General features: G+C 65.3%; 23 protein-coding genes. 12 read left to right on the top strand and 11 right to left on the bottom strand.

Going from position 1 to position 22,049, the window contains the following annotated elements; translation table 11 throughout:
- Positions 1-33 precede the first annotated feature (33 nt).
- Together AC1X6S_RS04880 and AC1X6S_RS04875 are read right to left on the bottom strand one after the other, a co-directional pair.
- Complete coding sequence (locus tag AC1X6S_RS04880) at positions 34-1,359, bottom strand: hypothetical protein (protein WP_483404651.1); 1,326 nt, start codon at positions 1,357-1,359, stop codon at positions 34-36.
- Positions 1,360-1,461: 102 nt separating this feature from the next.
- Entirely contained in the window at positions 1,462-2,697 is a 1,236-nt protein-coding gene (locus AC1X6S_RS04875; RefSeq protein ID WP_483404650.1) for a winged helix-turn-helix domain-containing protein, read from the bottom strand.
- 76 nt (positions 2,698-2,773) lie between these two features.
- Between AC1X6S_RS04875 and AC1X6S_RS04870 the strand changes: the two genes are divergently transcribed.
- Both AC1X6S_RS04870 and ilvA read left to right on the top strand, forming a co-directional pair.
- Positions 2,774-4,171: an AI-2E family transporter gene (locus AC1X6S_RS04870; RefSeq protein WP_483404649.1), complete on the top strand. Its 1,398-nt coding sequence runs from the start codon at positions 2,774-2,776 to the stop codon at positions 4,169-4,171.
- The gene (gene ilvA, locus AC1X6S_RS04865; protein ID WP_483404648.1) at positions 4,164-5,405 is read left to right on the top strand and encodes a threonine ammonia-lyase; all 1,242 of its coding nucleotides are present in this window, start codon (positions 4,164-4,166) and stop codon (positions 5,403-5,405) included. Before AC1X6S_RS04870 ends, ilvA begins: the two co-directional genes overlap by 8 nt.
- A 64-nt stretch (positions 5,406-5,469) precedes the next feature.
- On the opposite strand, the gene greA is transcribed toward ilvA, so the two are convergent.
- Positions 5,470-5,961: a transcription elongation factor GreA gene (greA, locus tag AC1X6S_RS04860; protein ID WP_108391536.1), complete on the bottom strand. Its 492-nt coding sequence runs from the start codon at positions 5,959-5,961 to the stop codon at positions 5,470-5,472.
- Between the two features lie 82 nt (positions 5,962-6,043).
- Entirely contained in the window at positions 6,044-6,460 is a 417-nt protein-coding gene (locus AC1X6S_RS04855; RefSeq protein WP_483404647.1) for a DUF4307 domain-containing protein, read from the bottom strand.
- Positions 6,461-6,578: 118 nt separating this feature from the next.
- Between AC1X6S_RS04855 and mca the strand changes: the two genes are divergently transcribed.
- Both mca and AC1X6S_RS04845 read left to right on the top strand, forming a co-directional pair.
- On the top strand, positions 6,579-7,445 hold the full coding sequence (gene mca / locus AC1X6S_RS04850) for a mycothiol conjugate amidase Mca (protein ID WP_483404646.1): 867 nt from the start codon (positions 6,579-6,581) through the stop codon (positions 7,443-7,445).
- Entirely contained in the window at positions 7,442-7,777 is a 336-nt protein-coding gene (locus AC1X6S_RS04845) for a hypothetical protein (protein WP_483404645.1), read from the top strand. Before mca ends, AC1X6S_RS04845 begins: the two co-directional genes overlap by 4 nt.
- Here the strand turns inward: AC1X6S_RS04845 and AC1X6S_RS04840 are convergent.
- Positions 7,774-9,351 (bottom strand): FAD-dependent monooxygenase, encoded by a 1,578-nt coding sequence (locus AC1X6S_RS04840; protein ID WP_483404978.1) that lies wholly within the window; start codon positions 9,349-9,351, stop codon positions 7,774-7,776. The genes AC1X6S_RS04845 and AC1X6S_RS04840 overlap by 4 nt on opposite strands.
- A gap of 110 nt (positions 9,352-9,461) precedes the next feature.
- Here AC1X6S_RS04840 and AC1X6S_RS04835 point away from each other — a divergent pair, with 110 nt between their 5' ends.
- A complete protein-coding gene (locus tag AC1X6S_RS04835) occupies positions 9,462-9,914 on the top strand; it encodes a nitroreductase family deazaflavin-dependent oxidoreductase (protein ID WP_483404644.1) in 453 nt (150 codons plus the stop codon).
- 30 nt (positions 9,915-9,944) lie between these two features.
- Here AC1X6S_RS04835 and trhA read toward each other — a convergent pair whose 3' ends face one another.
- Positions 9,945-10,751, bottom strand: a complete 807-nt coding sequence (gene trhA, locus AC1X6S_RS04830; RefSeq protein WP_483404643.1) for a PAQR family membrane homeostasis protein TrhA — start codon at positions 10,749-10,751, stop codon at positions 9,945-9,947.
- A gap of 61 nt (positions 10,752-10,812) precedes the next feature.
- Between trhA and AC1X6S_RS04825 the strand changes: the two genes are divergently transcribed.
- From AC1X6S_RS04825 to AC1X6S_RS04805, 5 genes are all read left to right on the top strand, one after another.
- Positions 10,813-11,598 (top strand): isoprenyl transferase, encoded by a 786-nt coding sequence (locus AC1X6S_RS04825; RefSeq protein WP_483404642.1) that lies wholly within the window; start codon positions 10,813-10,815, stop codon positions 11,596-11,598.
- A 9-nt stretch (positions 11,599-11,607) separates the two neighbouring features.
- On the top strand, positions 11,608-12,729 hold the full coding sequence (locus AC1X6S_RS04820; protein WP_483404641.1) for an aminotransferase class V-fold PLP-dependent enzyme: 1,122 nt from the start codon (positions 11,608-11,610) through the stop codon (positions 12,727-12,729).
- 207 nt (positions 12,730-12,936) lie between these two features.
- The gene (gene phoH2 / locus AC1X6S_RS04815; RefSeq protein WP_483404640.1) at positions 12,937-14,310 is read left to right on the top strand and encodes an RNA 5'-3' helicase PhoH2; all 1,374 of its coding nucleotides are present in this window, start codon (positions 12,937-12,939) and stop codon (positions 14,308-14,310) included.
- Positions 14,311-14,373: 63 nt separating this feature from the next.
- Positions 14,374-14,961: a prepilin peptidase gene (locus AC1X6S_RS04810; protein ID WP_483404639.1), complete on the top strand. Its 588-nt coding sequence runs from the start codon at positions 14,374-14,376 to the stop codon at positions 14,959-14,961.
- 43 nt (positions 14,962-15,004) lie between these two features.
- Entirely contained in the window at positions 15,005-15,988 is a 984-nt protein-coding gene (locus tag AC1X6S_RS04805) for an aldo/keto reductase (RefSeq protein ID WP_483404638.1), read from the top strand.
- Between the two features lie 103 nt (positions 15,989-16,091).
- On the opposite strand, the gene AC1X6S_RS04800 is transcribed toward AC1X6S_RS04805, so the two are convergent.
- Genes AC1X6S_RS04800 through xseA form a run of 5 tightly spaced genes read right to left on the bottom strand, consistent with a single transcriptional unit; the run spans position 16,092 to position 20,293 of the window.
- Positions 16,092-17,489 carry a class II fumarate hydratase gene (locus tag AC1X6S_RS04800; protein WP_483404637.1) on the bottom strand — a complete coding sequence of 466 codons (1,398 nt, stop codon included), beginning with the start codon at positions 17,487-17,489 and terminating at the stop codon, positions 16,092-16,094.
- A gap of 25 nt (positions 17,490-17,514) precedes the next feature.
- Complete coding sequence (locus AC1X6S_RS04795) at positions 17,515-18,168, bottom strand: carbonic anhydrase (RefSeq protein WP_483404636.1); 654 nt, start codon at positions 18,166-18,168, stop codon at positions 17,515-17,517.
- The gene (locus AC1X6S_RS04790) at positions 18,168-18,821 is read right to left on the bottom strand and encodes a DUF4245 domain-containing protein (RefSeq protein WP_483404635.1); all 654 of its coding nucleotides are present in this window, start codon (positions 18,819-18,821) and stop codon (positions 18,168-18,170) included. Before AC1X6S_RS04790 ends, AC1X6S_RS04795 begins: the two co-directional genes overlap by 1 nt.
- The gene (locus AC1X6S_RS04785) at positions 18,818-19,048 is read right to left on the bottom strand and encodes an exodeoxyribonuclease VII small subunit (protein ID WP_483404634.1); all 231 of its coding nucleotides are present in this window, start codon (positions 19,046-19,048) and stop codon (positions 18,818-18,820) included. The genes AC1X6S_RS04790 and AC1X6S_RS04785 overlap by 4 nt, the downstream gene beginning before the upstream one ends.
- A gap of 9 nt (positions 19,049-19,057) precedes the next feature.
- Positions 19,058-20,293, bottom strand: a complete 1,236-nt coding sequence (gene xseA, locus AC1X6S_RS04780) for an exodeoxyribonuclease VII large subunit (RefSeq protein WP_483404633.1) — start codon at positions 20,291-20,293, stop codon at positions 19,058-19,060.
- Positions 20,294-20,379: 86 nt separating this feature from the next.
- Here xseA and AC1X6S_RS04775 point away from each other — a divergent pair, with 86 nt between their 5' ends.
- Together AC1X6S_RS04775 and AC1X6S_RS04770 are read left to right on the top strand one after the other, a co-directional pair.
- Positions 20,380-21,408 (top strand): 4-hydroxy-3-methylbut-2-enyl diphosphate reductase, encoded by a 1,029-nt coding sequence (locus AC1X6S_RS04775; protein ID WP_483404977.1) that lies wholly within the window; start codon positions 20,380-20,382, stop codon positions 21,406-21,408.
- Positions 21,408-22,037 carry a DUF6264 family protein gene (locus tag AC1X6S_RS04770; protein ID WP_483404632.1) on the top strand — a complete coding sequence of 210 codons (630 nt, stop codon included), beginning with the start codon at positions 21,408-21,410 and terminating at the stop codon, positions 22,035-22,037. Before AC1X6S_RS04775 ends, AC1X6S_RS04770 begins: the two co-directional genes overlap by 1 nt.
- Positions 22,038-22,049 lie beyond the last annotated feature (12 nt).

Raw genomic sequence — 22,049 nt, 5'->3', positions numbered from 1 at the left:
CGGCTCGCCCCGTCTTTCTTTTGGTGCTATCGGTTAGTAGACATCCTCGATTTTGACGTCGTCTCCGTCGATGACGATGCTGCCGTTGATCGCCCAGTCGTCCCACGGGTAAACGTAGGTGCCCTGGCCGCCCGGGTAGGACAGTTCGCCCGTTGCTGTTCCGGTGACCTTGCCCTGCTTGGCGGTGAAGTACGCGCCGGACTCATCGACCGTAACCACCGGGTACTTGTCGACCTTGTATGAGAAGGTCGGCTCACCGCTGAAGTCGAAGTAGTACAGGCTGCGAAGGCCACAGTTCTCCGGGTTCGGAACGGTCTGTGTCGCGCAGGTGTCGAGGTAGGCGTTGACCTGCTCCTGGACCGCGGCGGTCAGTTCCTCGGTCGGCGTGAGCTCGAGGTCGATCGAGTCGTAGGACGCCTTCGAACCTGTGGCAGCGACGAAGGTCTGCGCCTCGGCCTCGAAGAAGCTGCTCTCCGGAGCCCCGATCTCGTATGCGGCCGGGTAGGCGAGAAGTTCGTAGTTCTTACCGAAGCTGACGTCGGTGCCGTTGACCGACACCATCTCGCCCTCGTTGGTGTAGACGAAGACGGAGGCCAGCAGTGGCTTGTCGATGGTCCACTTGTCGAAGAAGAGACCCTGCTTGCCGTCCTTGCTGAGCTGCACGATTCCGTCATAGGCGGTGCCGTCGACGCTGTAGCTGACCTCGACGTCCGCAGAGTCGCCCCGGGTGCTGACGTCCACAATCTTCGGGTTCTTCATCAGCGCCTTCGACTCCTTGAGGATGTCGTCGGAGAGAAGGGCTGCTGCGTCCTTCTTGACACCGGGGTCGACGAGCTTGTTTGCGGTCGATGCCTTGCCCTGGCTGATCGCCGTCAGGTAGCTCTTGACGGTCGCCTCTGGGCCGTACTGGCTCTTGTTCACCATGTTGATCACAACGATCGCGATGACGAGCAGAAGAACCAGTGCGCCGGCGATGGCGCTGAAGAGGATGATCTTCTTCTTCTTCTTGGGGTCAGCCGGTGGGCGAGGGCTGCTCTGGGGGAAGGATCCTCCACCCTGTCCGCCGTACGCACCGGGCTGGGGGAACCCGCTCTGGCCAGCGCCCTGTCCATAGGGTTGCTGCGGTGCGGACGCGTTCGGGTCTCCCTGGCCGTATGGCGGTGTAGCCCCCGCTGGTGTCGATGCCGGCTGCCCCGGAGCCTGGCCGTACGCGTTCTGTGCGTAGTTCTGGCCCTGCGAGTACGCCTGGTCCGAGGGGTTGGCTCCCGTGCCATCCGTTGGCTGCTGTGGCGCATTAGGGGTATTCCCGTTCGGCACCGAGCTGTCGCCCCCGTGAGAATCTGGTGTCTTGTCATCCATGACCATTGGGAAAGTGCTGCCTTTCGTCGGAGTGTGATCGAAGCAAACCTAACACCAGTGCGGATGGCCCCGTGGCCGCTTCAGCCGCGAAAACACGCCAAATTATGGGGAGTTGTCCCCATCTGGCCCGACAGGTACGCGGAGTGCGCTGGCGAGACCCCCAGATAGGGTGCCACGCCCCGTGACGGTGACCTGCTCGGCACCCTGCCAGCGGGCAGTTTCGGTGATCAGCGCGGCCAGGCGGTCAGCGGTGTCTGGCGGTGCGCCGGGTTCGAGCCAGGCCGCTTGAACGCGAAGCGTCTTCGACTGGCGGTCGTTCTTGAGATCAACCCGGGCGGCGATGGTGTCGTCGAGGAGGACAGGAAGCACGTAATAGCCGTGGACGCGCTTGTGCCTGGGGGTGTAGATCTCGATCCGGTAATGGAACCCGAACAGCCGCTCGGCCCGCGGCCGTGCCCAGACCACCGGGTCGAAGGGAGAGAGCAGGGCATCCGCTGAGATCGACCGCGGGCGGCGTGCCGCACTCGCGAGCCAGGCCGGTCGCGGCCGGGCACCGCGCATCCAGCCCGGGACCGTGACGGGGACCAGATCGCCCGCATCCTCGAGTTCGGCGACCGCTGTCTTCGCATCGGCGAGAGGCAGCCGGAAGTAGTCGGCGATATCGTCCAGGGTTCCGACGCCGTGGGCGGTGGCCCCCTTCCTCACGAGCTCACGGATAGCGTCGCCGCGACTGACGTCACGGTTGAGGATGCTCTGGGGCAGGATTTGTGAGGCGAGCGCGTACCGCCGCTCGAATCCGGACCGGCCGGCCGACACTATCTCGCCCCAGCGGAACAGTGTTTCGAGCCCGATTTTCACGTCAGACCAGCCCCACCACGGACCGGTTCGCCGGTTCGCGTCGTGCTCGATCTCACTCGCCGCGAGCGGCCCCTTATCCGCCAACTCGCAGCGGAGCCACTCGAGGAACGGCCCGTTGGCATTCGCCCAGCTGTCGGGATCTGCCATGCTCCGCTCTCGAAAGGCGTCCATCCGCCAGCGGAACAGGGGCCAGGAATCCACGGGCATCACTGTCGCCTCGTGACCCCAGTACTCGATGTAGCGCCCCGGTCGAAAAGTGAGCCGATCGAGCGCCTGTTTGTCGTACGCACCGAGCCGCGCGAACACCGGAAGGTAGTGGCTGCGTTCGAAGACGTTGACGGAGTCGATCTGAAGAACCTCCGCGCGCTCGATCACGGCGTTCAGCTGGCGCGTGCCGACGGTAGCGGGCCGCGGACGCCCGAACCCCTGTGCGGCGAGAGCGATCCGGCGGGCAAGAGAGGGTGAGAGCGAGTCAGTCATCGGCACGAGGTTAGCGGTTAGCGCAGACAGCTGTCGCATTCTCCACACGGAAAGCCGAGCGGCATAGACTGATCCGGTGGCCAGGTCGACGGAGGAATCGTGGTGGGGGCGAGTGTTCTCACGGGTATCCGGAGCGCCCGCGGAGAGCGTCGCCGAGCCGGTGGCCGAGCGCGTTGCGGACTCTGCCGTTAGTCCCGCCGGCGGGCAGGCAACTGCCCCGCAGGACCAAACGTCGCTGGCCCTGACGGACGCGCTCGATACAGACAACACCGACAATAACGACGTCCCACGCCCGGTGCGGATAGCGGCCGCATGGGCGTGGCGGTTCCTCGTGATCGCTGCGGCCATCGCTGTGGTTGTCCTCGTCGTCATCCAGCTGCGGCTCATCGTCATTCCACTTTTCATCGCGGTCATCGTCGCGGCCCTGCTCAGCCCGCTCATCACCTTCCTCGTTCGCCATCGGTGGCCACGCGGCCTCGCGATCGCGACGGCTATCCTCGGGGCGATAGCCGTTGTCGGCGGGCTGCTCTGGCTTGCCATCTGGCAGATCACGCGAGATTTCAGCGAGGTACGGACCCGCTCTGTCGAGTCGTTCAACGACCTGCGGACCGCGCTCCTTCAGTCTCCGTTCGGCATCACCGAGACCCAGCTCAACGACCTGATCTCGGATGTCACGCGAAGCGTGCAGGAGGACGGCAGCGCCCTGTGGAGTGGGGCGCTTTCGATCGGTACGACGCTCGGCCACGGCGTCGCTGGGTTGTTTCTCGCCCTGTTCTGCCTGCTTTTCGTGCTCATCGACGGCGACGGTATCTGGCGGTGGATCGTACGGCTCGGGCCGAAGAAGGCGAGACCGGCGATCGACGGCGCAGGCAGGGCGGGCTGGTCCACCCTCACGAACTACGCACGGACGCAGATCCTCGTCGCATCGATTGACGCTTTCGGAATCGGTCTCGGCGCGGCGATCCTCGGCGTGCCCCTCGCCATTCCCATCGCCGTGCTTGTGTTCCTCGGCTCGTTCGTCCCGATCGTCGGTGCCGTGATCACCGGGACGATTGCCGCGTTCATCGCGCTCGTCTACAACGGCTGGGTGATCGCGCTCATCATGATCGGCGTGGTCCTCCTGGTGCAACAGCTCGAGGGGCACGTGCTCCAGCCGCTCCTCATGGGCGCCGCTGTCAAGGTCCACCCGCTCGGCGTTGTCCTCGTCGTCGCCGCCGGCAGCTTCCTTGCCGGCATCCCCGGTGCCCTTTTCGCGGTTCCGCTTGCCGCCATGATCAACGTGATGACGCGATACATCTCCTCGGGCGCGTGGCGAATCACCCCTGGCACGCCACTGGTCTTCAGTGATGTGCTCTGGCAGACCGTCCCTGCCGCCCGCCGCATACGCAAACCGCGCGCCGGCCGCGTCCCACTCTCTCCAGCCCCTTCGCCGCACAACACGACAGACACAGACAAGGTCGACCCGGATGCCTGAAACCTCCCTCGCTGGTCCAACACTCGAACAGCTGGAGGCGGCCAGGCGGCTCGTCAGCCGGGTCGCCGACCAGACACCGATGGAGAGTTCGCGATACCTCGCTGAGTTGCTCGGGGCTCCGGTCTATCTCAAATGCGAGAACCTCCAGAGGACCGGGTCATACAAGATCCGTGGAGCGTATAACCGGATGGCGCAGCTCTCCGATGAGGAGAAGGCCAGGGGAGTGGTCGCGGCTTCCGCGGGCAACCACGCGCAGGGCGTCGCCTTCGCCGCGCGGGAACTCGGGATCGCCGCGACGATCTTCATGCCCGTTGGGGTTCCACTGCCCAAGCTGCAGGCGACCAAAAGCTACGGGGCCGAGGTCGTCCTCCGGGGACACACCGTCGCTGAACCGCTGCTCGCTGCGGCCGAATACGCCGTCGAAACCGGCGCGGTCTTCATCCCGCCGTACGACCACATCGACGTCATCACCGGGCAGGGCACGCTCGGACTCGAAATCTACGACGAAACCCCCGACGTGCAGACAGTGATCGTTCCAATCGGTGGAGGTGGACTCATCTCCGGCGTCGCCGCTGCGGTCAAGCAGCGCGCTGCGGCCGAGGGCAGGACGGTCCGCGTGATCGGAGTGCAGGCAGCGAACGCCTCTGCCTATCCCGCTTCGCTCGAGGCCGGCTACCCCGTCGACGTGGCAATCATGCCGACCATCGCTGACGGCATCGCCGTCGGCCGACCCGGCATCCTCAACTTCGACCTCATCCGCGAACTCGTCGACGAGATCGTGACGGTCAGCGAAGACGACATGGCCAAGGCCCTGCTCGTGCTTCTCGAGCGGGCCAAGCTCGTTGTCGAGCCCGCTGGTGCAGCGGGTGTCGCGGCCATCCTCGCCGGAAAGGTGGCACCGGAGGGACCAACTGTCGTGGTGCTCTCCGGCGGCAACATCGACCCGCTGCTGATGCAGAGCGTCATCAGCCACGGCCTCGCGGCATCCGATCGCTACCTGACGCTTCGGATCCCGCTGCCCGACCGTCCTGGCCAGCTGGCGCGCACCTCCGAGCTCGTGGCACAGGCCAATGCGAACGTCATCGAGGTCCTCCACACACGCCACGGCCACGGCCTGAAGATCGGCGAGGTTGAACTCGAACTCAGTGTCGAGACCAGGGGGCCCGAGCATCGCGACCTCGTCGTGGAGACGCTCCGCGCCGCGGGATACGACCCGCACATCGTCGAGGACTAAAAATGAACAACGCGCCCGGCCGACGAATCGGGCGGGCGCGTTGGGACGTCGCTGACGGCTGGATTCAGCCGGTGTAGGTCTCGACCTTGAGGATCGTGACTGAAATTTCTTTACCGTTCGGTGCGGCGTACGTGGTCGATTCACCGATCTTCATGCCGAGGATCGCGCTGCCGAGCGGGCTCTGCTCACTGTAGACATCGACATCGGAGTCCGCGGCGATCTCGCGGTTGCCGAGCAGGAAGACCTCTTCGCCGCCGGCGACGGTCGCCGTGATGACGGTTCCTGATTCGACGACACCGTGGCTCGTCGGCGCTTCGGACACCGTGGCGTCGCGCAGCAGCTGGGTCAGGGTGCGGATTCGCGCCTCCTGCTTGCCCTGCTCATCTTTCGCGGCGTGGTAGCCGCCGTTTTCCTTGAGGTCGCCTTCTTCGCGAGCCGATTCGATCTTCTTGGCGATCTCTTCGCGTCCGACCGACGACAGCTCTGCGAGTTCAGCGGCGAGTCGATCGTAAGCTTCCTGTGTCAGGAAGGTGACCTGCGTCGTCTCTGCAGCCATGGGAAACTCCTCACTAAAAACGGACGCCCTGACGTGTGAGTCAGGGCGAATCATTCACCCGCGTTGCGGGTATCAGGAGAGCTTAGGCCAGCCAACAGCGATAAATCAAACCCGTATTCGCCAGCTCCGTGGTTCTCAACCCCTCGGTGAGGGTTCTGGTCCGCATCTCGGACGGCGGCACTTCGATAATCTTCCAGCCGACGACGGCGAAGCGTTCATTGAGGGCCTGAACGGCGCAGTACGTCGTCGATTCGGGCTCGACTGTCAGCTGGAACGTCACCTCGACCGAGGTGTCGGAGACCACCGAGTGTGCAACGTCCCTGGTCTCCATTGAGGAACCCGCCGCGTCGAGGCTTGCCCACGTGACCCAGGCGACGAGGACGACGGCAAATGCCGCAGCGACAGCGATGCCAAGTCTCTTCTCGCGCTGGTGAGTACCGGGTGATCGGCCGTATCGTTCCGCGAGGACGTCGGGCTCTCGTGAACTGTCCGAAACCATCAATCCTCTTCTGCGCAACCGTTTAGTCTGTAGGTACAAGGATATCGTCTCCCGCGTGACAAGCGACCGGGCACGGACCTTGCCATTACCCCACCAACTACAAGAAGCAGGCGACACAGTGACTCTCCGGCTCCTGTCGGTCCATGCCCACCCGGACGACGAGTCCAGCAAGGGTGCCGCGACGACCGCGTACTACCGCTCTCGAGGTGTCGACGTTCTCGTCGTCAGCTGCACAGGGGGCGAGCGTGGCGACATCCTCAACGACGCTCTCCCGGATCGCCCACACGCCGAGCGCGACATCGCGGGACTCCGCCGGCGGGAGATGGCCGAGGCCGCACGAATTCTCGATGTCGAGCATCGCTGGCTCGGCTACGTCGACTCGGGAATGCCCAACGACGACGGAAGCCTGCCGGTGAACTCCTTCGCTTCGGTGCCGCTGGAGATCTCGGCCGAGGCCCTCGTGAGGATCGTTCGACGGTTCAAGCCGCACGTCATGGTGACCTACGACGAAAATGGCGGTTACCCGCATCCCGATCACATTCGCAGCCACCAGATCGCCGTCGCGGCTTTCGAGGCTGCGTCTGACGGCGAGGCATACCCCGACGCCGGTGAGCCCTGGCAGGTATCGAAGCTCTATTACGACCAGGTATTCAACTACCAGCGGTTGAAGGCCAACGCAGACACTCTGCTGTCTGAGGACCCCGAGTCGCCACTCGCCGCGCAACTCGAGGAGATGCTGTCGTGGCGGAAAGACAGGCCCGACCGCGCGACGACGCACGTTCCCGCCGGTGATTTCTTCGAGGTGCGCGATGCGGCGCTCCGGGCCCACGCGAGCCAGGTGGCACCGGATTCGAGTTTCTTCTTCTGGTCGAATGACCTGCAGAGGCGTTCCTGGCCGTTTGAAGACTTTGAGCTGGCCCGAAGCACCGTGCCGACCGACGACAACGAGAGCGACCTGTTCGCCGGAATCGAGGACACTGAATGAATGCCGTTCTGAACGTAATGACGGATGCCGCGTGGCGCCTGGCCACGACGCCGTCACCGTCGCCGTCAGGGGTCGACGCGAACGATGTCACCCCGGGCGTGTGGGGGTTTGTGGTCACGTTCCTCATCGCCGGCGCGGTCGTGGCTCTCATCTTCGACATGCAGCGTCGTGTCCGCCGGGTCAACTACAAGGCGGAGATCGACGAAAGGCTGCAGGAAGAACTCGCAGCGCAGTCCGGCCAGCCGACCGTGCCAGGACAGCCGGCGGCACCCCGCCAGCAGGACGGCCCGATGGACCCCGACGACACGACGGGCGATACCGCGCGCCGCTAGGTCAACCGCTGTCCCGCACGGGCGGTCAGTGCGTCGGGGTCGACACCCCAGCTGCGTAGTTTTCTCCGGAACTGCTGTGCCGCGCCAGCGACGTCTCTGACAGCGGCATCCGCCGCCACGAACCCGTCTGGACGAATCAGGTAGAGGCGGCCGGGTTTCAGCGCGGTGGCGCCGACGGTCGAGAAGGTGTGCAGTTCGAGCGGCAGGAGTCGGGCGAATCGCACGAGGGTCCTGGCATCGGCTGGCCCGTAGCTGTGCACCTGCCAGTCGGCAGACCTGAGCACGCCGAAATTCGATCCCGTCCACGGTAGCCGTCTGCCCAGGACGGCATCCCGCCGACCGCTCGCCGCTCGTCGCTCATTGTCGCTCATCCAGTAGTGGATCCTGATCTGGGAAACGTAACCGAACAGTCGCGACGCCACCGGCAGACGCGGCACCACCCGGGCAATGACGGGAACGATACGTCGCGCGCCGACCCTCCGCAGCAGAACAAGTGGGCCGCTGGCACTCGTCACCGCGCCGAAGACACGATCGGTGGTCGCGGTGAGGTGCTTCGCCACCGGGCGGCGCTCGGCCTCGTAGCGCTCGAGGTAACGTTCATCCGCTGTGCCCGACAGCACATCGACGAGCTTGAGTGCGAGGTTGTGCGCGTCCTGGAGTCCGGTGTTCATGCCCTGCGCGCCGACGGGGGAGTGCACGTGCCCCGCGTCGCCGGCCAGGAACACGGCTCCGTCCCTGAACCTGGCTGCCACCCGGTGGTGCACACGGTACGTCGCAAACCATGTCGATGTTCCGTAGTCGACGCTGAAGACGTCTCGCATTTTTGCGCGGGCAGCGACTTCGGTGACGTCGCTCGAGCCGGTCCGGTCTGCGAGCCGGACGGTTCCCAGGAGCCGGTAGTGGCCCCCGGATGCCATCGGAAACGCGAGGAGGAACGCGTCGGTGCCGAATCGAATGCTCACGGTCTGGTTCCGGAGGCCCGTGACGTCGTGGGCGTCTGCAACGTAGAAGATGTGCTCGTTCGTCACCCCGTCGAACGGGATGCCGCGGAGCCTGCGAACGGCGGATGATCCGCCGTCAGCCCCGACGACGTACCGCGCCCGGATCCGGCTGATCCCCGCGGGGCCAGCGACCGTGGCGACGCAGCCACCAGCCGGGTGGTCTGCGAGAGCGGTGAGTTCGGTGAGCCAGTGCACCGATCCGCCGAATCTCCCCAGGCTTTCGACGAGCGCGCGCTCGGTCTTCGACTGCTCGAGCACGAAGATGCCGGGGAATGGGGTGAGGCCTGTGCCCAGTTGGGCGAGCGGGACAGGTGCGTATGACCGGGACTCAAACCCGGGGGCAATGTGTGTCGCTCTGAACGCATCGGCGAGGATCGCTTCCACCACGCCGAGCTGGTCGTAGATCTCCATGGTTCGCGCCTGTACGCCGAGGGCCCGTGACTCGAGCGTAGGTCCCGCCTTGCCATCGAGAGTGACCACACCGACACCGGACTTCTGCAACCAGTTGGCGAGCATCAGCCCGGTCGGACCGGCACCGACGACGAGGACGTCGGTTTCTTCGTGGTTCGACATCTCATCCACGGGACCATGCTAGGCACAACCGGTTGAGGAGTGCACTGCCAGAATCGGTGGCTAAGCTGTGGCGGGGCGCACGAGCGTCCGCGCAGCGCAACGGAGAAAACATGCCGCTCACCGGAGAATATGCACCGTCGACGTCCGAATTCGCCCGCAAACAGGCCGAGGTCTACGAGCAGTCGGGTGGAACAGAGGGCACGATGCTCCACGGGCGACCTGTCGTGATTCTGACCACCGTCGGGGCGCGCTCGGGAAAGCTCCGGAAGACGGCGCTCATGCGGGTGGAGCACGACGGCGACTACGCGGTCGTCGCCTCCCTCGGTGGTGCGCCGAAGCATCCGGTCTGGTACTTCAACATTCTGGCCCAGCCACACGTGGAACTGCAGGACGGTCCGGAGAAGCACGACTACCTGGCCCGCGAGGTCACCGGCGAGGAGAAGCGCGTGTGGTGGGAACGAGCCGTTGAGGCCTTCCCGAACTACGCCGGCTACCAGGAAAAGACCGACAGGGAGATCCCGGTTTTCGTGCTCGAGCGCATGTCGGACGACACCGCGTCCTGACCCGGGCCCGCTGCGCCGGACCTTCTGGCGTCAGCCGGCGTTGTAGACGGGGTTTACCGCGAGCAGCATGATGCCGGTCCAGTGGCAGAGGAACGCGAGAACCGTGCAGACGTGGAAGATCTCGTGGAAGCCGAAATGCCCGGGTACCGGGTTCGGCTTCTTGAGGGCATAGACGATCGCGCCGCCCGTGTAGAGGAGTCCACCGACGATGATGAGTGTCATTGTCACCGGGTTCGCCTCGAAGATGTCGACCAGGAACATCACCGCGGCCCAGCCCAGCGCGATGTAGAGCATGACGTACAGCCAGCGGGGCGCGTGGATCCAGAAGACCCGGAACCCGATGCCGACGAGCGCCCCCGACCACACGAGGATCAGGAGAAGGTTGCCTTTCTCGGGCGGAAGCGCGAGTGTCGCAATCGGTGTGTAGCTGCCGGCTATGAGCAGGAAGATGTTCGCGTGGTCCATGCGCTTGAGCAGGATGCGGGCGCGGGGCGACCAGTTGAGCCGGTGATACAGGGCGCTGATGCCGAAGAGCAGGAATGACGTCAACGCAAACACAGCTGTGCTCAGTTTGGCCGGAGTGCCGTGCGCGAGTGTCACGAGCACGATGCCTGCGATGACGGTGATCGGTGTCGTCGCTGCGTGGATCCAGCCGCGCCACGTCGGTTTGACCTCTGCCTCCGTCGGTACCGAGGCATCGATGACCGGGATGTTTGGCAGGTCAGGTCCACGGGCCTCGTCGGCGCTGACCGCGGCATCTGACGCTGTGTGTGGGTGCCGAAGCGCGTCTGCCGTGTCGGAGACACCGTCGGGGCGCGCGGCCTCTTTGTCGGACATAGAACACAGGATACAAGTCAGTGAGATCGGCCCGTGACGCAAAGTGCACTAACGTAACTGTGTGACGAAGAGTGGGACGAAGCCTGGTTCCGGCTTTCTTTACAACCTGTACCAGAAGCGACTGCGCCGCGGTTTGAACGGTGCGGTGCTGCCGCACCACGTGGCGATGATCATCGACGGCAACCGGCGCTGGGCCAGGCAGCTCGGTTACGAGACCGCAGCGCACGGGCACAGGGCCGGCGCGGCGAAGATGCGCGAGTTCCTCGAGTGGTGCGATGACCTCGGGGTCGAGATGGTCACCCTGTACCTGCTGTCGAGCGATAACCTCACCTCGCGGTCGACCGACGAACTGCACGACCTCGTGGAGATCATCGCGGACCTGGCCGAGGAACTCTCGCACTACCGGGACTGGCGGGTCAAGCACGTCGGATCCACCGATGGACTTCCCGAGCCGCTCGTTGCGACCCTGACCGCGGCCGAGGCCCGCACCGCCAAGAAGGGCGGGCTGCACATCAACCTGGCCGTCGGGTACGGGGGCCGCACCGAGATCGTGGATGCCATGCGAAGCATCGTTGAGGCGCATTCCCGCAAGGGCGGCAACCTGGAGACCCTCGCCGAGCTGTTGACTCCCGATTTGATCGGCCAGCACCTGTACACCGGTGGGCAGCCGGATCCCGACCTCGTGATCCGCACGTCGGGGGAGCAGCGGCTCAGCGATTTCATGCTCTGGCAGAGCGCACACAGTGAGTTCTACTTCGTCGAGGCCCTCGGACCGGACCTCCGGGAAGTGGACTTCCTTCGCGCGGTTCGCGACTACTCCCGACGTCAACGCCGGTACGGCGGGTAAGGATCGCACGTGGCGCCCCTCAGTGATTTTCTCGACGGCTTCGACTCGGAACCCGGATACCTCGACTACGCGAGGGTGGGACCGCTCGCTCGCGCCGTGCAGGCCGAACAATGGATCTCGATCGACGCGCTCGCGCGCGCACGGTTCGGCGGTCTCGACGCCTTCGGCGCGCAGGACGAACGCATGCGCAACGCCGTCGCCTCGCTCACCGGATTCGAGCCATCCCACATCGTTGCGCAGCCGAATACCAGCATGGGTCTCATGCACACGATGTTCGGCATGACCGGCGGTGTCCTTGTCTCGCCGGCAGACTTCCCCAGCGTGACTTTCGCCGCGGTTCGCGCGGCCGAATCGATGCACGTCCTCACCCCGACGTGGCTCGAGACCGACGGTGGCCGGGTGACGCCGCACGCAATCAAGGAACAGCTGACGCCGAGCATCACAGCTGTCGCGGTGAGCCTCGTCGACCCGCGTACCGGCTACCTCGCGGATATCGACGGCATCCGCCAGGTGATCGGCGACCGCCTTCTCGTGGTTGATGCCATCCAGGGCTTCACCGTGGTCGACGCGCCGTTCGAGGTTGCCGACGTTGTGGTGTCCGGTGGGCAGAAATGGGCGAGGGCGGGGTGGGGCACCGGCTTCCTCGCGCTCAGCGACAGCGCACTCGAGCACCTCGTTCCCGTGATGAGCGGATACACCGGCACAGACGAAGACCTGCCGTGGGACTCGGTGCCGCCGCCGAGCTCCGGCGCCGGCGCCTACTCGGTGACCAACCCGGATCCGGCCGCGCAGGCGAGGTTCGCCGCTTCTCTCGAGCAGGTGGCATCCGTTGGTGTCTCCGCGATCTCGGATGCCGTGTCGCAGCGGGTCAGCGAGGTGATCGAGATCGCCGACGAGTTCGGGATCGCCATCGCGTCGTCGCGTGCCGAGAACGAACGCGCGGGCATCGTGGTCCTCGACCCTCCCGATGACCAGGTGAGTCTTCTCGTCGCCTCCCTGCACAACCACGGCGTGACGGCGACGGCTCGCCAGAACCGGATCCGGCTGTCGATCCACGCCGGGACGAGCGATGACACCCTCGGAATGCTGCGCGACTCGCTCGTCTCGTATCAAACGGCTGTCGCGTACTGAGCCCGGGGCATCCCGAACTGGGGGAATTGTTTACCTGCCCGCAATCCAGGCTCTGCGTGTCGCGTTGTTCAGGGCAGTCGGGCAGTCGTAACGTCTCAGTTATCAGGTACCGCACCTGATCGAGACGGCCACATAAGTTCGACTCGAAATCCGTTGTGTGGCTGCTCGTCTGAGAAAACCGGACTCGATGTCCGGCTGGGAGTGGCTATGACCGCGACACGAACCTCAGCACCATCACAGCGACAGGAAAGAGAAGACCCCAGCACACGTCCACACGATTCCACCTCACAGACCGAGCGTACCTATGTCCTGGATACCTCGGTTTTGTTGTCTGATCCAAAGGCGTTCTTCCGGTTTGCCGAACACGCCGTCGTCATTCCCGTCGTCGTGATCTCCGAACTCGAGGGAAAGCGGCACGACCCCGAGATCGGGTATTTCGCCAGGCAGGCCCTCCGGATCCTCGACGAACTGCGGATCGAACACGAGCGGCTCGATTTCCCGGTTCCCGTCGGTGAGGGCGGATCGCTCCGGGTGGAACTCAACCACTCGAACCAGGGTGTTCTGCCAAGCGGACTGCAACTCGGCGATAACGACTCGCGGATCCTCGCGGTGGCGCTCAACCTGGCCAATGACGGGCTCGCGGTCACCGTTGTGTCGAAGGATCTCCCGCTCCGGGTGAAGGCCGCCTCCATCGGCCTCAGCGCCGAGGAGTACCTCGCGGAGCAGGCCGTCGACTCCGGTTGGACAGGGATGGCGGACCTCCGGATCTCACCTGAGGCGATGAGCGACCTGTACGAGAAAGAGGTGGGCGAGTCTGCCGCCGTCGAGGGGCTTCCGCTCAACACCGGGCTCGTCATTCACTCCGACCGCGGCTCAGCGCTCGGGAGGGTCGTCGGGAAGCGAGAATTCAAGCTCGTTCGAGGCGACAGGGACGTCTTCGGTCTTCACGGGAGGAGCGCGGAGCAGAGACTCGCCATCGACATGCTCCTCGATCCTGAGGTGGGCATTGTGTCGCTCGGAGGTCGAGCGGGGACGGGGAAGTCTGCTCTCGCCCTCTGTGCGGGCCTTGAGGCTGTGCTCGAGCGTCAGCAGCACCGGAAGATCATGGTGTTCCGTCCGCTGTACGCGGTCGGTGGTCAGGAGCTGGGCTACCTGCCGGGCGACCAGGGCGACAAGATGAGCCCGTGGGGTCAGGCCGTCTTCGACACCCTCGGTTCGGTGGTGTCGCAAAACGTGCTGGACGAGGTGATCGAACGCGACCTCCTCGAGGTCCTGCCGCTCACCCACATCCGTGGCCGGTCGCTGCACGACGCCTATGTGATCGTCGACGAGGCGCAGTCACTTGAGCGCAACGTTCTCCTGACCGTGCTCTCCCGGATCGGACAGAACTCGCGCGTGATCCTGACCCACGATGTTGCTCAGCGCGACAACCTGCGGGTCGGTCGGCACGACGGCGTTGCATCGGTGATCGAGGCGCTCAAGGGTCACGACCTGTTTGCGCACATCACGCTCACGAGGTCAGAGCGCAGCTCCATCGCCGCTCTCGTGACCGAACTCCTGGAGGGAAACGAACTGGCCTGAGCCCCGGCAGCCGGGCTGTGGATAACCCGCAGGGGGATGCCGCAGCCCGGCTAGCGTTGCGCCATGAGTCTGGCCAGGATCCGGAGCCTGCGGTCGCCGGTGCGCGAGTGGGCGGCGCGTGCGCCCGTCGCCGTCCTCCTTGCGCTGCTCACGGTGCTGGCTGTCGGCATCCGCCCGCTCTCTTTCGGTGTGCTGGCGCTCGCCGTCGCCACAGGCGAGCTGGTGCGGATCGATGTCGCTGAGCATCGATTGCCCAACCGGATTGTTCTCCCGCTGTACCCGGTGGTCCTGCTGGCGGTCGCAGCGGAGTGGGCGGCCGGAGGAGCGGGGCCGCTGACCGCACTCGCCTCGGGCGCGGGGGTGTTCGGGTTCCTTCTCCTGCTCTCGATTGCCGGCGGGATGGGGATGGGCGACGTGAAACTCGGTGGCGTCATCGGCCTGTGTCTCGGCGGCCTCGGTGCCGAGTGGGCGGTCGGCGGACTCGTGTGCGCGTTCCTGTTCGGTTCGATCGGCGGGGTCATCGCCCTGATGGCGCCGGGACGGGCCGGACCGCGTGGGCACATGCGACTGGCATTCGGGCCCTTCCTCCTCGCCGGCTTCTGGCTGGCTGTCGTCGCCTTCGGGCTTGTGGCCGAACCGGGCGGCGGGTAGTCAACCCCAGACGTGTTGTTGCCCGTGCACCTAGTCTGGGGGAATGGAACAACGCATTCTCGGACGAACCGGCCGCCCCGTCTCGATCGTCGGCCTCGGTACCTGGCAACTCGGATCCGACTGGGGCGAGGTGTCGGAGGCCGACGCGCTCGCCGTGCTGGACGCCTCCGTTGAGGCGGGAGTGACGTTCTTCGACACCGCCGACGTCTACGGCGACGGCAGGAGCGAGACGGTCATCGGCCGGTTCCTCGCGGCGAACCCCGGCGTCGGCGTCACGGTCGCCACCAAGATGGGCAGGCGCGAGGAACAGAACCCCGCCAGCTTCACGCTGGCGAAGTTCCGCGAGTGGACGGACCGTTCCCGCAAGAACCTCGGTGTCGACCGGCTCGATCTCGTGCAGCTGCACTGCCCGCCGTCGGTTGTTCTCTCGACCGACGCCGTGTACGACGCTCTCGACACGCTCGTGGAGGACGGCGTCATTGCCAACTACGGCGTGAGTGTTGAAACCACCGACGAAGCCCTCGCAGCGATCGCACGCCCCGGGACGGCATCCGTTCAAATCATTTTCAACGCCTTCCGTCTCAAGCCGCTTGACCGCGTTCTTCCGGCGGCTCGCGAGGCCGGTGTGGGCATCATCGCGCGTGTGCCGCTGGCCTCTGGCCTGCTGAGCGGGAGGTACACGGCAGAAACCCAGTTCGCCGAGAGCGACCACCGCAACTACAACCGCGACGGCAGTGCGTTCGATGTCGGCGAGACGTTCTCCGGAGTCGATTTCGCCACCGGCGTGCGCGCCGCGACCGAGCTGTCGGCGTTCGTCCCCGAAGGGTTGACGCCCGCACAGGCGGCAATTGCGTGGGTCACGCAGCAGGACGGCGTTTCGACGGTGATTCCTGGTGCCAGGTCGATTGCCCAGGCGACCTCGAACGCGAAGGCAGGCACGACCGGACCGCTGCCGCAGGAGTACCTCGACGCGGTCCGCTCCATCTACGACGCTGACTTCCGCGCGGCCATCCACGACCGCTGGTAGCGGGCGCGGCCAGCCGCGCATAACAAGCCGCGCACAACGAGCCGCATCAACAGAAAAGCCGGCCGAGAGGGGATCCCTCCGGCCGGCTTTTCTGTTCTCGGAACTAGCCCGGGTGGGTCATCGACAACAGGTCGAGGGCTGAGTCCAGCTGCTCCTCGGTGATGTCTCCACGCTCGACAAAGCCGAGCGCGACGACGGCCTCGCGTACGGTGACGCCCTCGGCGACGGAGTACTTGGCGATCTTCGCGGCCTTTTCGTAGCCGATGATCTTGTTCAGCGGCGTGACGATCGACGGCGACATTCCCGCGAGTTCCGCGGCCCGCTCGATGTTCGCCTCGAGACCGTCGATGGTCTTGTCGGCGAGCACACGGCTCGCGTTGGTGAGGAGCCGAATCGACTCGAGCAGCGCGGTTCCCATCACGGGGATCTGCACGTTGAGCTCGAACGAGCCCGATGCGCCGCTCCACGCGATGGTTGCGTCGTTTCCGATGACCCGCGATGCGACCATGAGCACAGCCTCGGGGATCACCGGGTTGACCTTGCCAGGCATGATCGATGAGCCCGGCTGGAGGTCGGGAATGTTGAGTTCGCCGAGACCGGTGTTGGGGCCCGAGCCCATCCAGCGCAGGTCGTTGCAGATCTTGGTGATGCTCACGGCGATGGTGCGGAGGGCACCGGATGCCTCGACGAGGCCGTCGCGGTTCGCCTGCGCTTCGAAGTGGTCGGCTGCCTCGGTGATCGGCAGTTCGGTGTCATCGACGAGCAACTGGATGACGAGCTGCGGGAAGCCGGCCGGTGTGTTGATTCCCGTGCCGACCGCCGTGCCGCCGAGCGGAACTTCAGCGACCCGGGGGAGCGCGGTACGGATGCGCTCGATGCCGAGCCGGATCTGACGGGCGTACCCGCCGAACTCCTGGCCGAGGGTGACCGGCGTCGCGTCCATGAGGTGCGTGCGGCCGGATTTGACGGCGCTCTTCCACAGCTCGGCCTTCGCTTCGAGGGCAACGGCGAGGTGGTCGAGCGCGGGGATGAGGTCATCGATGAGAGCGCTCGTGACGGCGATGTGTACCGAGGTCGGGAAGACGTCGTTCGACGACTGCGAGCAGTTCACGTGGTCGTTGGGGTGAACCGGCGATCCGAGTCGGGTTGAAGCGAGGCTCGCGAGGACCTCGTTCATGTTCATGTTCGACGAGGTGCCGGAGCCCGTCTGGTAGACGTCGATCGGGAACTGGTCGTCGTGGGTGCCGGCGATGACCTCGTCAGCAGCGCTGCCGATGGCATCCGCGATGGCGGCATCGAGCACGCCGAGTCGCGCGTTTGCTGCCGCAGCCGCCTTCTTGATCCGGGCGAGGGCCGCGATCTGGGTCGACTCCAGTCCGGAGCCAGAGATCGGGAAGTTCTCGACGGCGCGCTGGGTCTGGGCACCGTACAGTGCAGATCGAGGTACGCGAACCTCACCCATCGTGTCGTGTTCGATGCGGTACTCGGTTGTATCTGACACGGTCAGTCTCCTCGTGGTTGTGACGCTACTTTGCGTCGATGTCGGTGGTTGAGATGTTGCCGATGATGATGTCGGGAACGGCAGTGCCCTCGAGCAGTTTGTAATTCGCGCCGACGATGCCGAGAACGCCACTGGCGACCGCGTCACTAATCATCTCAGAGCGCTCGAGCAGCTCGGCAACCGTGTCCCTGAGGTGTTCGCGGCCTACTTCACTCGCGTCGACCTCGGCGGGGTTCACTCCGTTGCCGCCGGTGACGCGCTTGACAGCGGGGACGATCTGGCGGATCAGGTTGTAGATGTGGTGGGGGAGCGGCGGGGCGTCCGACGCGATCGAGTCGATGGCGGCGCGAACGGCACCGCACTCGTCGTGTCCGAGGACAACGATGAGCGGAACACCGAGCACGCCGACGGCGTACTCGATGGAGCCGACGACCGAGTCAGAGATGACCTGTCCGGCGTTGCGCACGACGAAGAGGTCACCGAGGCCCTTGTCGAAGATGATCTCTGCCGCCAGGCGCGAGTCGGAGCAGCCGAAGAGCACGACGTCCGGCGTCTGTGCGTGCGCGAGGGACTCGCGGCGTTCGACGTCCTGGCGCGGATGCAGCGGCTCACCGGCAACGAAGCGCGCGTTGCCGCGCATCATGACTTCCCAGGCTTTCGTAGGTCGCGTTGTGGGCATCAGCGGTCTCCTGACTCGAGGTTGGCGGTGACATCACCGGAGATGGCTTCGGCGACGGCCCGGAACTCAGCGTCCGATCCCGTGCCGAAGATGAGGAAGGTGCTGTCGCCCGCGACGGTGGTCAGTGCGTAATGCACGTTGCCGTATCCGTCGGTGTCGTCGCGGTTGTCGTAAACGGTCCACTCGATGCCAGCGATCGACTCTGTCGAGGACGCGAGGGACTGTTTGAGCTGTTGGGCGACCCAGGTCTCGTTGGCGTCAAAACCCTGGGTGATCCCAATGAACTGGTCTGACGGTGAGATCAGCCCGATATTCCAGCTGCGCACCCCGTCGGTCTTGCCGACGTCAGCGCGGTTTGACGTCCAGGAACCGGGCAGGTCGGGATTTGCGAGCGGCTGGGGATATGAGTTCTGTGCTTCCTCGGCGACCGAGTTGTAGTCGACGCTCTCGTACACGGGAGTGTCGGACCGTGGGACGGCGAGCACAATGACGACGACAAGGCCGACGGTGACGAGAAGCGAATAGACGAGATTGTTGACCGTTTTGGCACCGCGGTACTTGCGGGAGTTCTCCGCCTTGCGTGCTGCGGTTTCCTCAGGGGTTTCGGGTCTGCCGAGTTCGGCGACGACCCGAGGGGGACGCTGGCGGCTCATTCTGAGGGGTGCCCCGAAGTGCTTGCGGCAGCCCGTGCTGCGTCGAGGCGCGCCTTGGCGCCAATCAGCCAGTCTTCGCAGCGCTGGGCGAGAGCTTCGCCGCGCTCCCAGAGGGCGAGGGACTGCTCGAGGGTCGATGAACCCTGTTCGAGTTCGGCGACGACGCGCATCAGTTCGTCGCGCGCCTGCTCATAGCTGAGGCTGGAAACCTCGGGGTTTTCTGGCATGAGTCCATCCTAACCGCGGGCTGGAGTGCCCAATCCGAGAGCGCCTTCGCTCGACGCGGCGATGGCTCCGTCGGCGAGGGTGAGGGTGAACCTGGTTCCGGTCGGAGCGTCGGCCGCCGATCGTATGACATGGCCGTCGGGGTCCTGGGCGATCGCGTAGCCACGATCGAGGGTGCGCTGCGGCGACAACGCCTTGAGGTGCGCCTTGAGTTCGGCTGTCGTCCGCGATTCGTGGTCGAGGGCCCGCTCGATGAGTTCGGTGCCGCGGGCCACGTACCTGGTGAGTTCCTGCGCGCGGGCGTCGATGATCCACGACGATGACGACAGCGCCGGACGTGAGCGAATGGCGTCCACCCTCGCGGTTTCGTTGCTGAGGAACCCGGTCAGTCTCATCGTGAGGCGGGTGCGGGCCTGCTGGACCCTGGACAACTCTTCGGTGACGTCGGGGACCACGCGCTTGGCGGCATCCGTTGGGGTCGATGCCCTCAGGTCGGCGACGTCGTCGAACAAGGGACGGTCGGCCTCGTGGCCGATGGCGCTCACGATCGGAGTGGAGCAGGCGGCTGCGGCGCGGACGACGCGTTCGTCGCTGAAGCCGAGGAGGTTCTGGAAGTCGCCGCCGCCGCGAGCCACGATGATGACGTCGACCCTCGGGTCGGTATCGAGCGTCTTCAACGCCGAGACCACCTCTGGCACGGTGCGGTCCCCCTGGACGGCGGCGTGGACCACCCGAAAGTCGACGGCAGGCCAGCGCAGCTGCGCGTTGCGGATGACGTCTTTCTCGGCGTCGGAGTCCTTGCCCGTGATGAGTCCGATGCAGTGGGGCAGGAAGGGAAGGCGCTTCTTGCGGCCGGCGTCGAAGAGCCCCTCGCTCGCCAGTTGTCGTCGAAGCCGCTCCAGGCGTTCGAGCATGTCGCCGAGCCCAACGTGCTTCATCTGGAAGACCTGCATCGTGAGGCTGCCGCCCTTGATCCAGTAGTTGGGCTTGATCAGTGCGATGACGCGGTCGCCGTGTTTCAGATCGTCGGGCAGCTTGGCGCGCACCGACGACCAGACGGTGAAGCTCACCGTCGCGTCACCGTCGACGTCTTTGAGCTTGCCGTAGATGTTTCCGCCCGAGATTCCCCACTGGGAAATCTCGCCCTCGACCCAGACAGTGCCGAGCCTGTCGATGTAGTCACGGATCTTGGAGCTGAGCAGCCCCACCGGCCACGGTTTCTCTGCCGTCGCCGGTTCCGTCGCCATCTATTCGCTCCTCAGCCTCATCCAGCCTCTGCACAGTGCGAGCGGCCTAGAATCGTTACGTGAGTAACGTAACTGTCAGCCTGCCCATGCCGAGGATCCCCGGCGTGCGTTCGAGGCTCAAGGATACCCCGGTCGTCGGACACAAGAGGGTGTTGCTCGCTGCTCCACGCGGCTACTGCGCCGGTGTCGACCGGGCTGTCATCGCTGTCGAGAAGGCGATCGAGCACTACGGCGCTCCGGTCTACGTCCGCAAGCAGATCGTCCACAACGTCCACGTTGTGTCGACGCTCGAGGAGCAGGGCGCGATCTTCGTTGAGGAAGTTGACGAAGTACCCGCTGGAGCCCACATCGTCTTCAGCGCGCACGGCGTCTCACCTGCCGTCGTGAACGCAGCGGCCGACCGCGGCCTCAAAGCCATTGACGCCACCTGCCCGCTCGTGACGAAGGTGCACAGGGAAGCCGTCCGGTTCGCCCGCGACGATTTTGAGATTCTGCTCATCGGTCACGAAGGCCATGAGGAAGTCGAGGGCACAGCGGGCGAGGCACCCGAGCACACGACCCTCGTCGGCAGCCCCGATGAGGCAGACACCGTGCAGGTGCGTGACCCCGACAGGGTTGTCTGGCTGTCACAGACCACGCTGAGCGTCGACGAGACCATGGAGACGGTCCGCCGCCTCCGTGCCCGGTTCCCGAACCTGCAGGATCCGCCCAGCGACGACATTTGCTATGCGACACAGAACCGCCAGGTCGCGATCAAGAAAGTCGCCGAGAACGCCGACCTCGTGATCGTCGTCGGTTCAGCAAACTCGTCGAACTCGGTGCGCCTCGTTGAGGTCGCGCTCGAGTACGGCGCGAAGGCGGCATACCGCGTCGACTACGCCAGCGAGATCCGGCAGGAATGGCTCGACGGAGTCGAAACCGTCGGTGTTACGAGCGGTGCGTCCGTTCCCGAGGTACTCGTCGACGAGGTGCTCGCTGACCTGTCGGGTGCCGGTTACCGCGATGTTGAAGAAGTGAAGACGGCTGAGGAGGACCTCATGTTCTCGTTGCCGAAGGAACTTCGAACGAACCTGAAGGGTGCGCGGGAAGAGCGCGCGCTCGGAGGACGGCGCTGATGAGCGACAACGAACGGCCGCGGCCGCAGTTCGGCGAGTACGCGACACCTGAGGCGCAGAGGAACGCGATCAAGGTGCCGCTCGACGACGTCGAGTCGGTCCCCGTCCAGTCGCAGGTGTCTCCCTCGAGCCACATCACGGTTCAGGGCGCGCAGCGTCAGGACACGTCCCGTCACAACGCCAAGTCCCCGGACGCCGCCTCGCGTGGTGCCGGACGAGACGATACCCGACTCAAGGAAGGCGGACGGGTCGTACCGTCCGCTGGTGACAGGTTCGCGACAATCGCGCTGCTCGGCCTCGGCCTGATTACCGCTTTCATGACCCTGCCGGCGCTGATGAACCTGCCGGCGGCCATCGGCCCGGCCTTCACTCAACTGGGGATTGGCGACTTCACCACGGATGACCTCGCGTTTTCCCTCGGCTGGGGTGCGCTCATCACCCAGGTCATTGTCTGGGGACTCGCGCTCTGGCTGTCAGTGCGCACCCTCCGCCGCGGAAAGCTCGCGTGGTGGATCCCTCTCGTCGCTGGAGTGATCGCGAACATCGTCGTTATCGCTGCGATCGCTGTGGCGATGAGCGCCGACCCGGCATTCATGGAGTACGTCAACCAGATGAGTGCCGCCGGCTGACGCACGTTCGTC

The organism is Mycetocola sp. Y442 (assembly GCF_056898615.1).
This window is presented reverse-complemented; position numbering and strand designations above follow the sequence as displayed.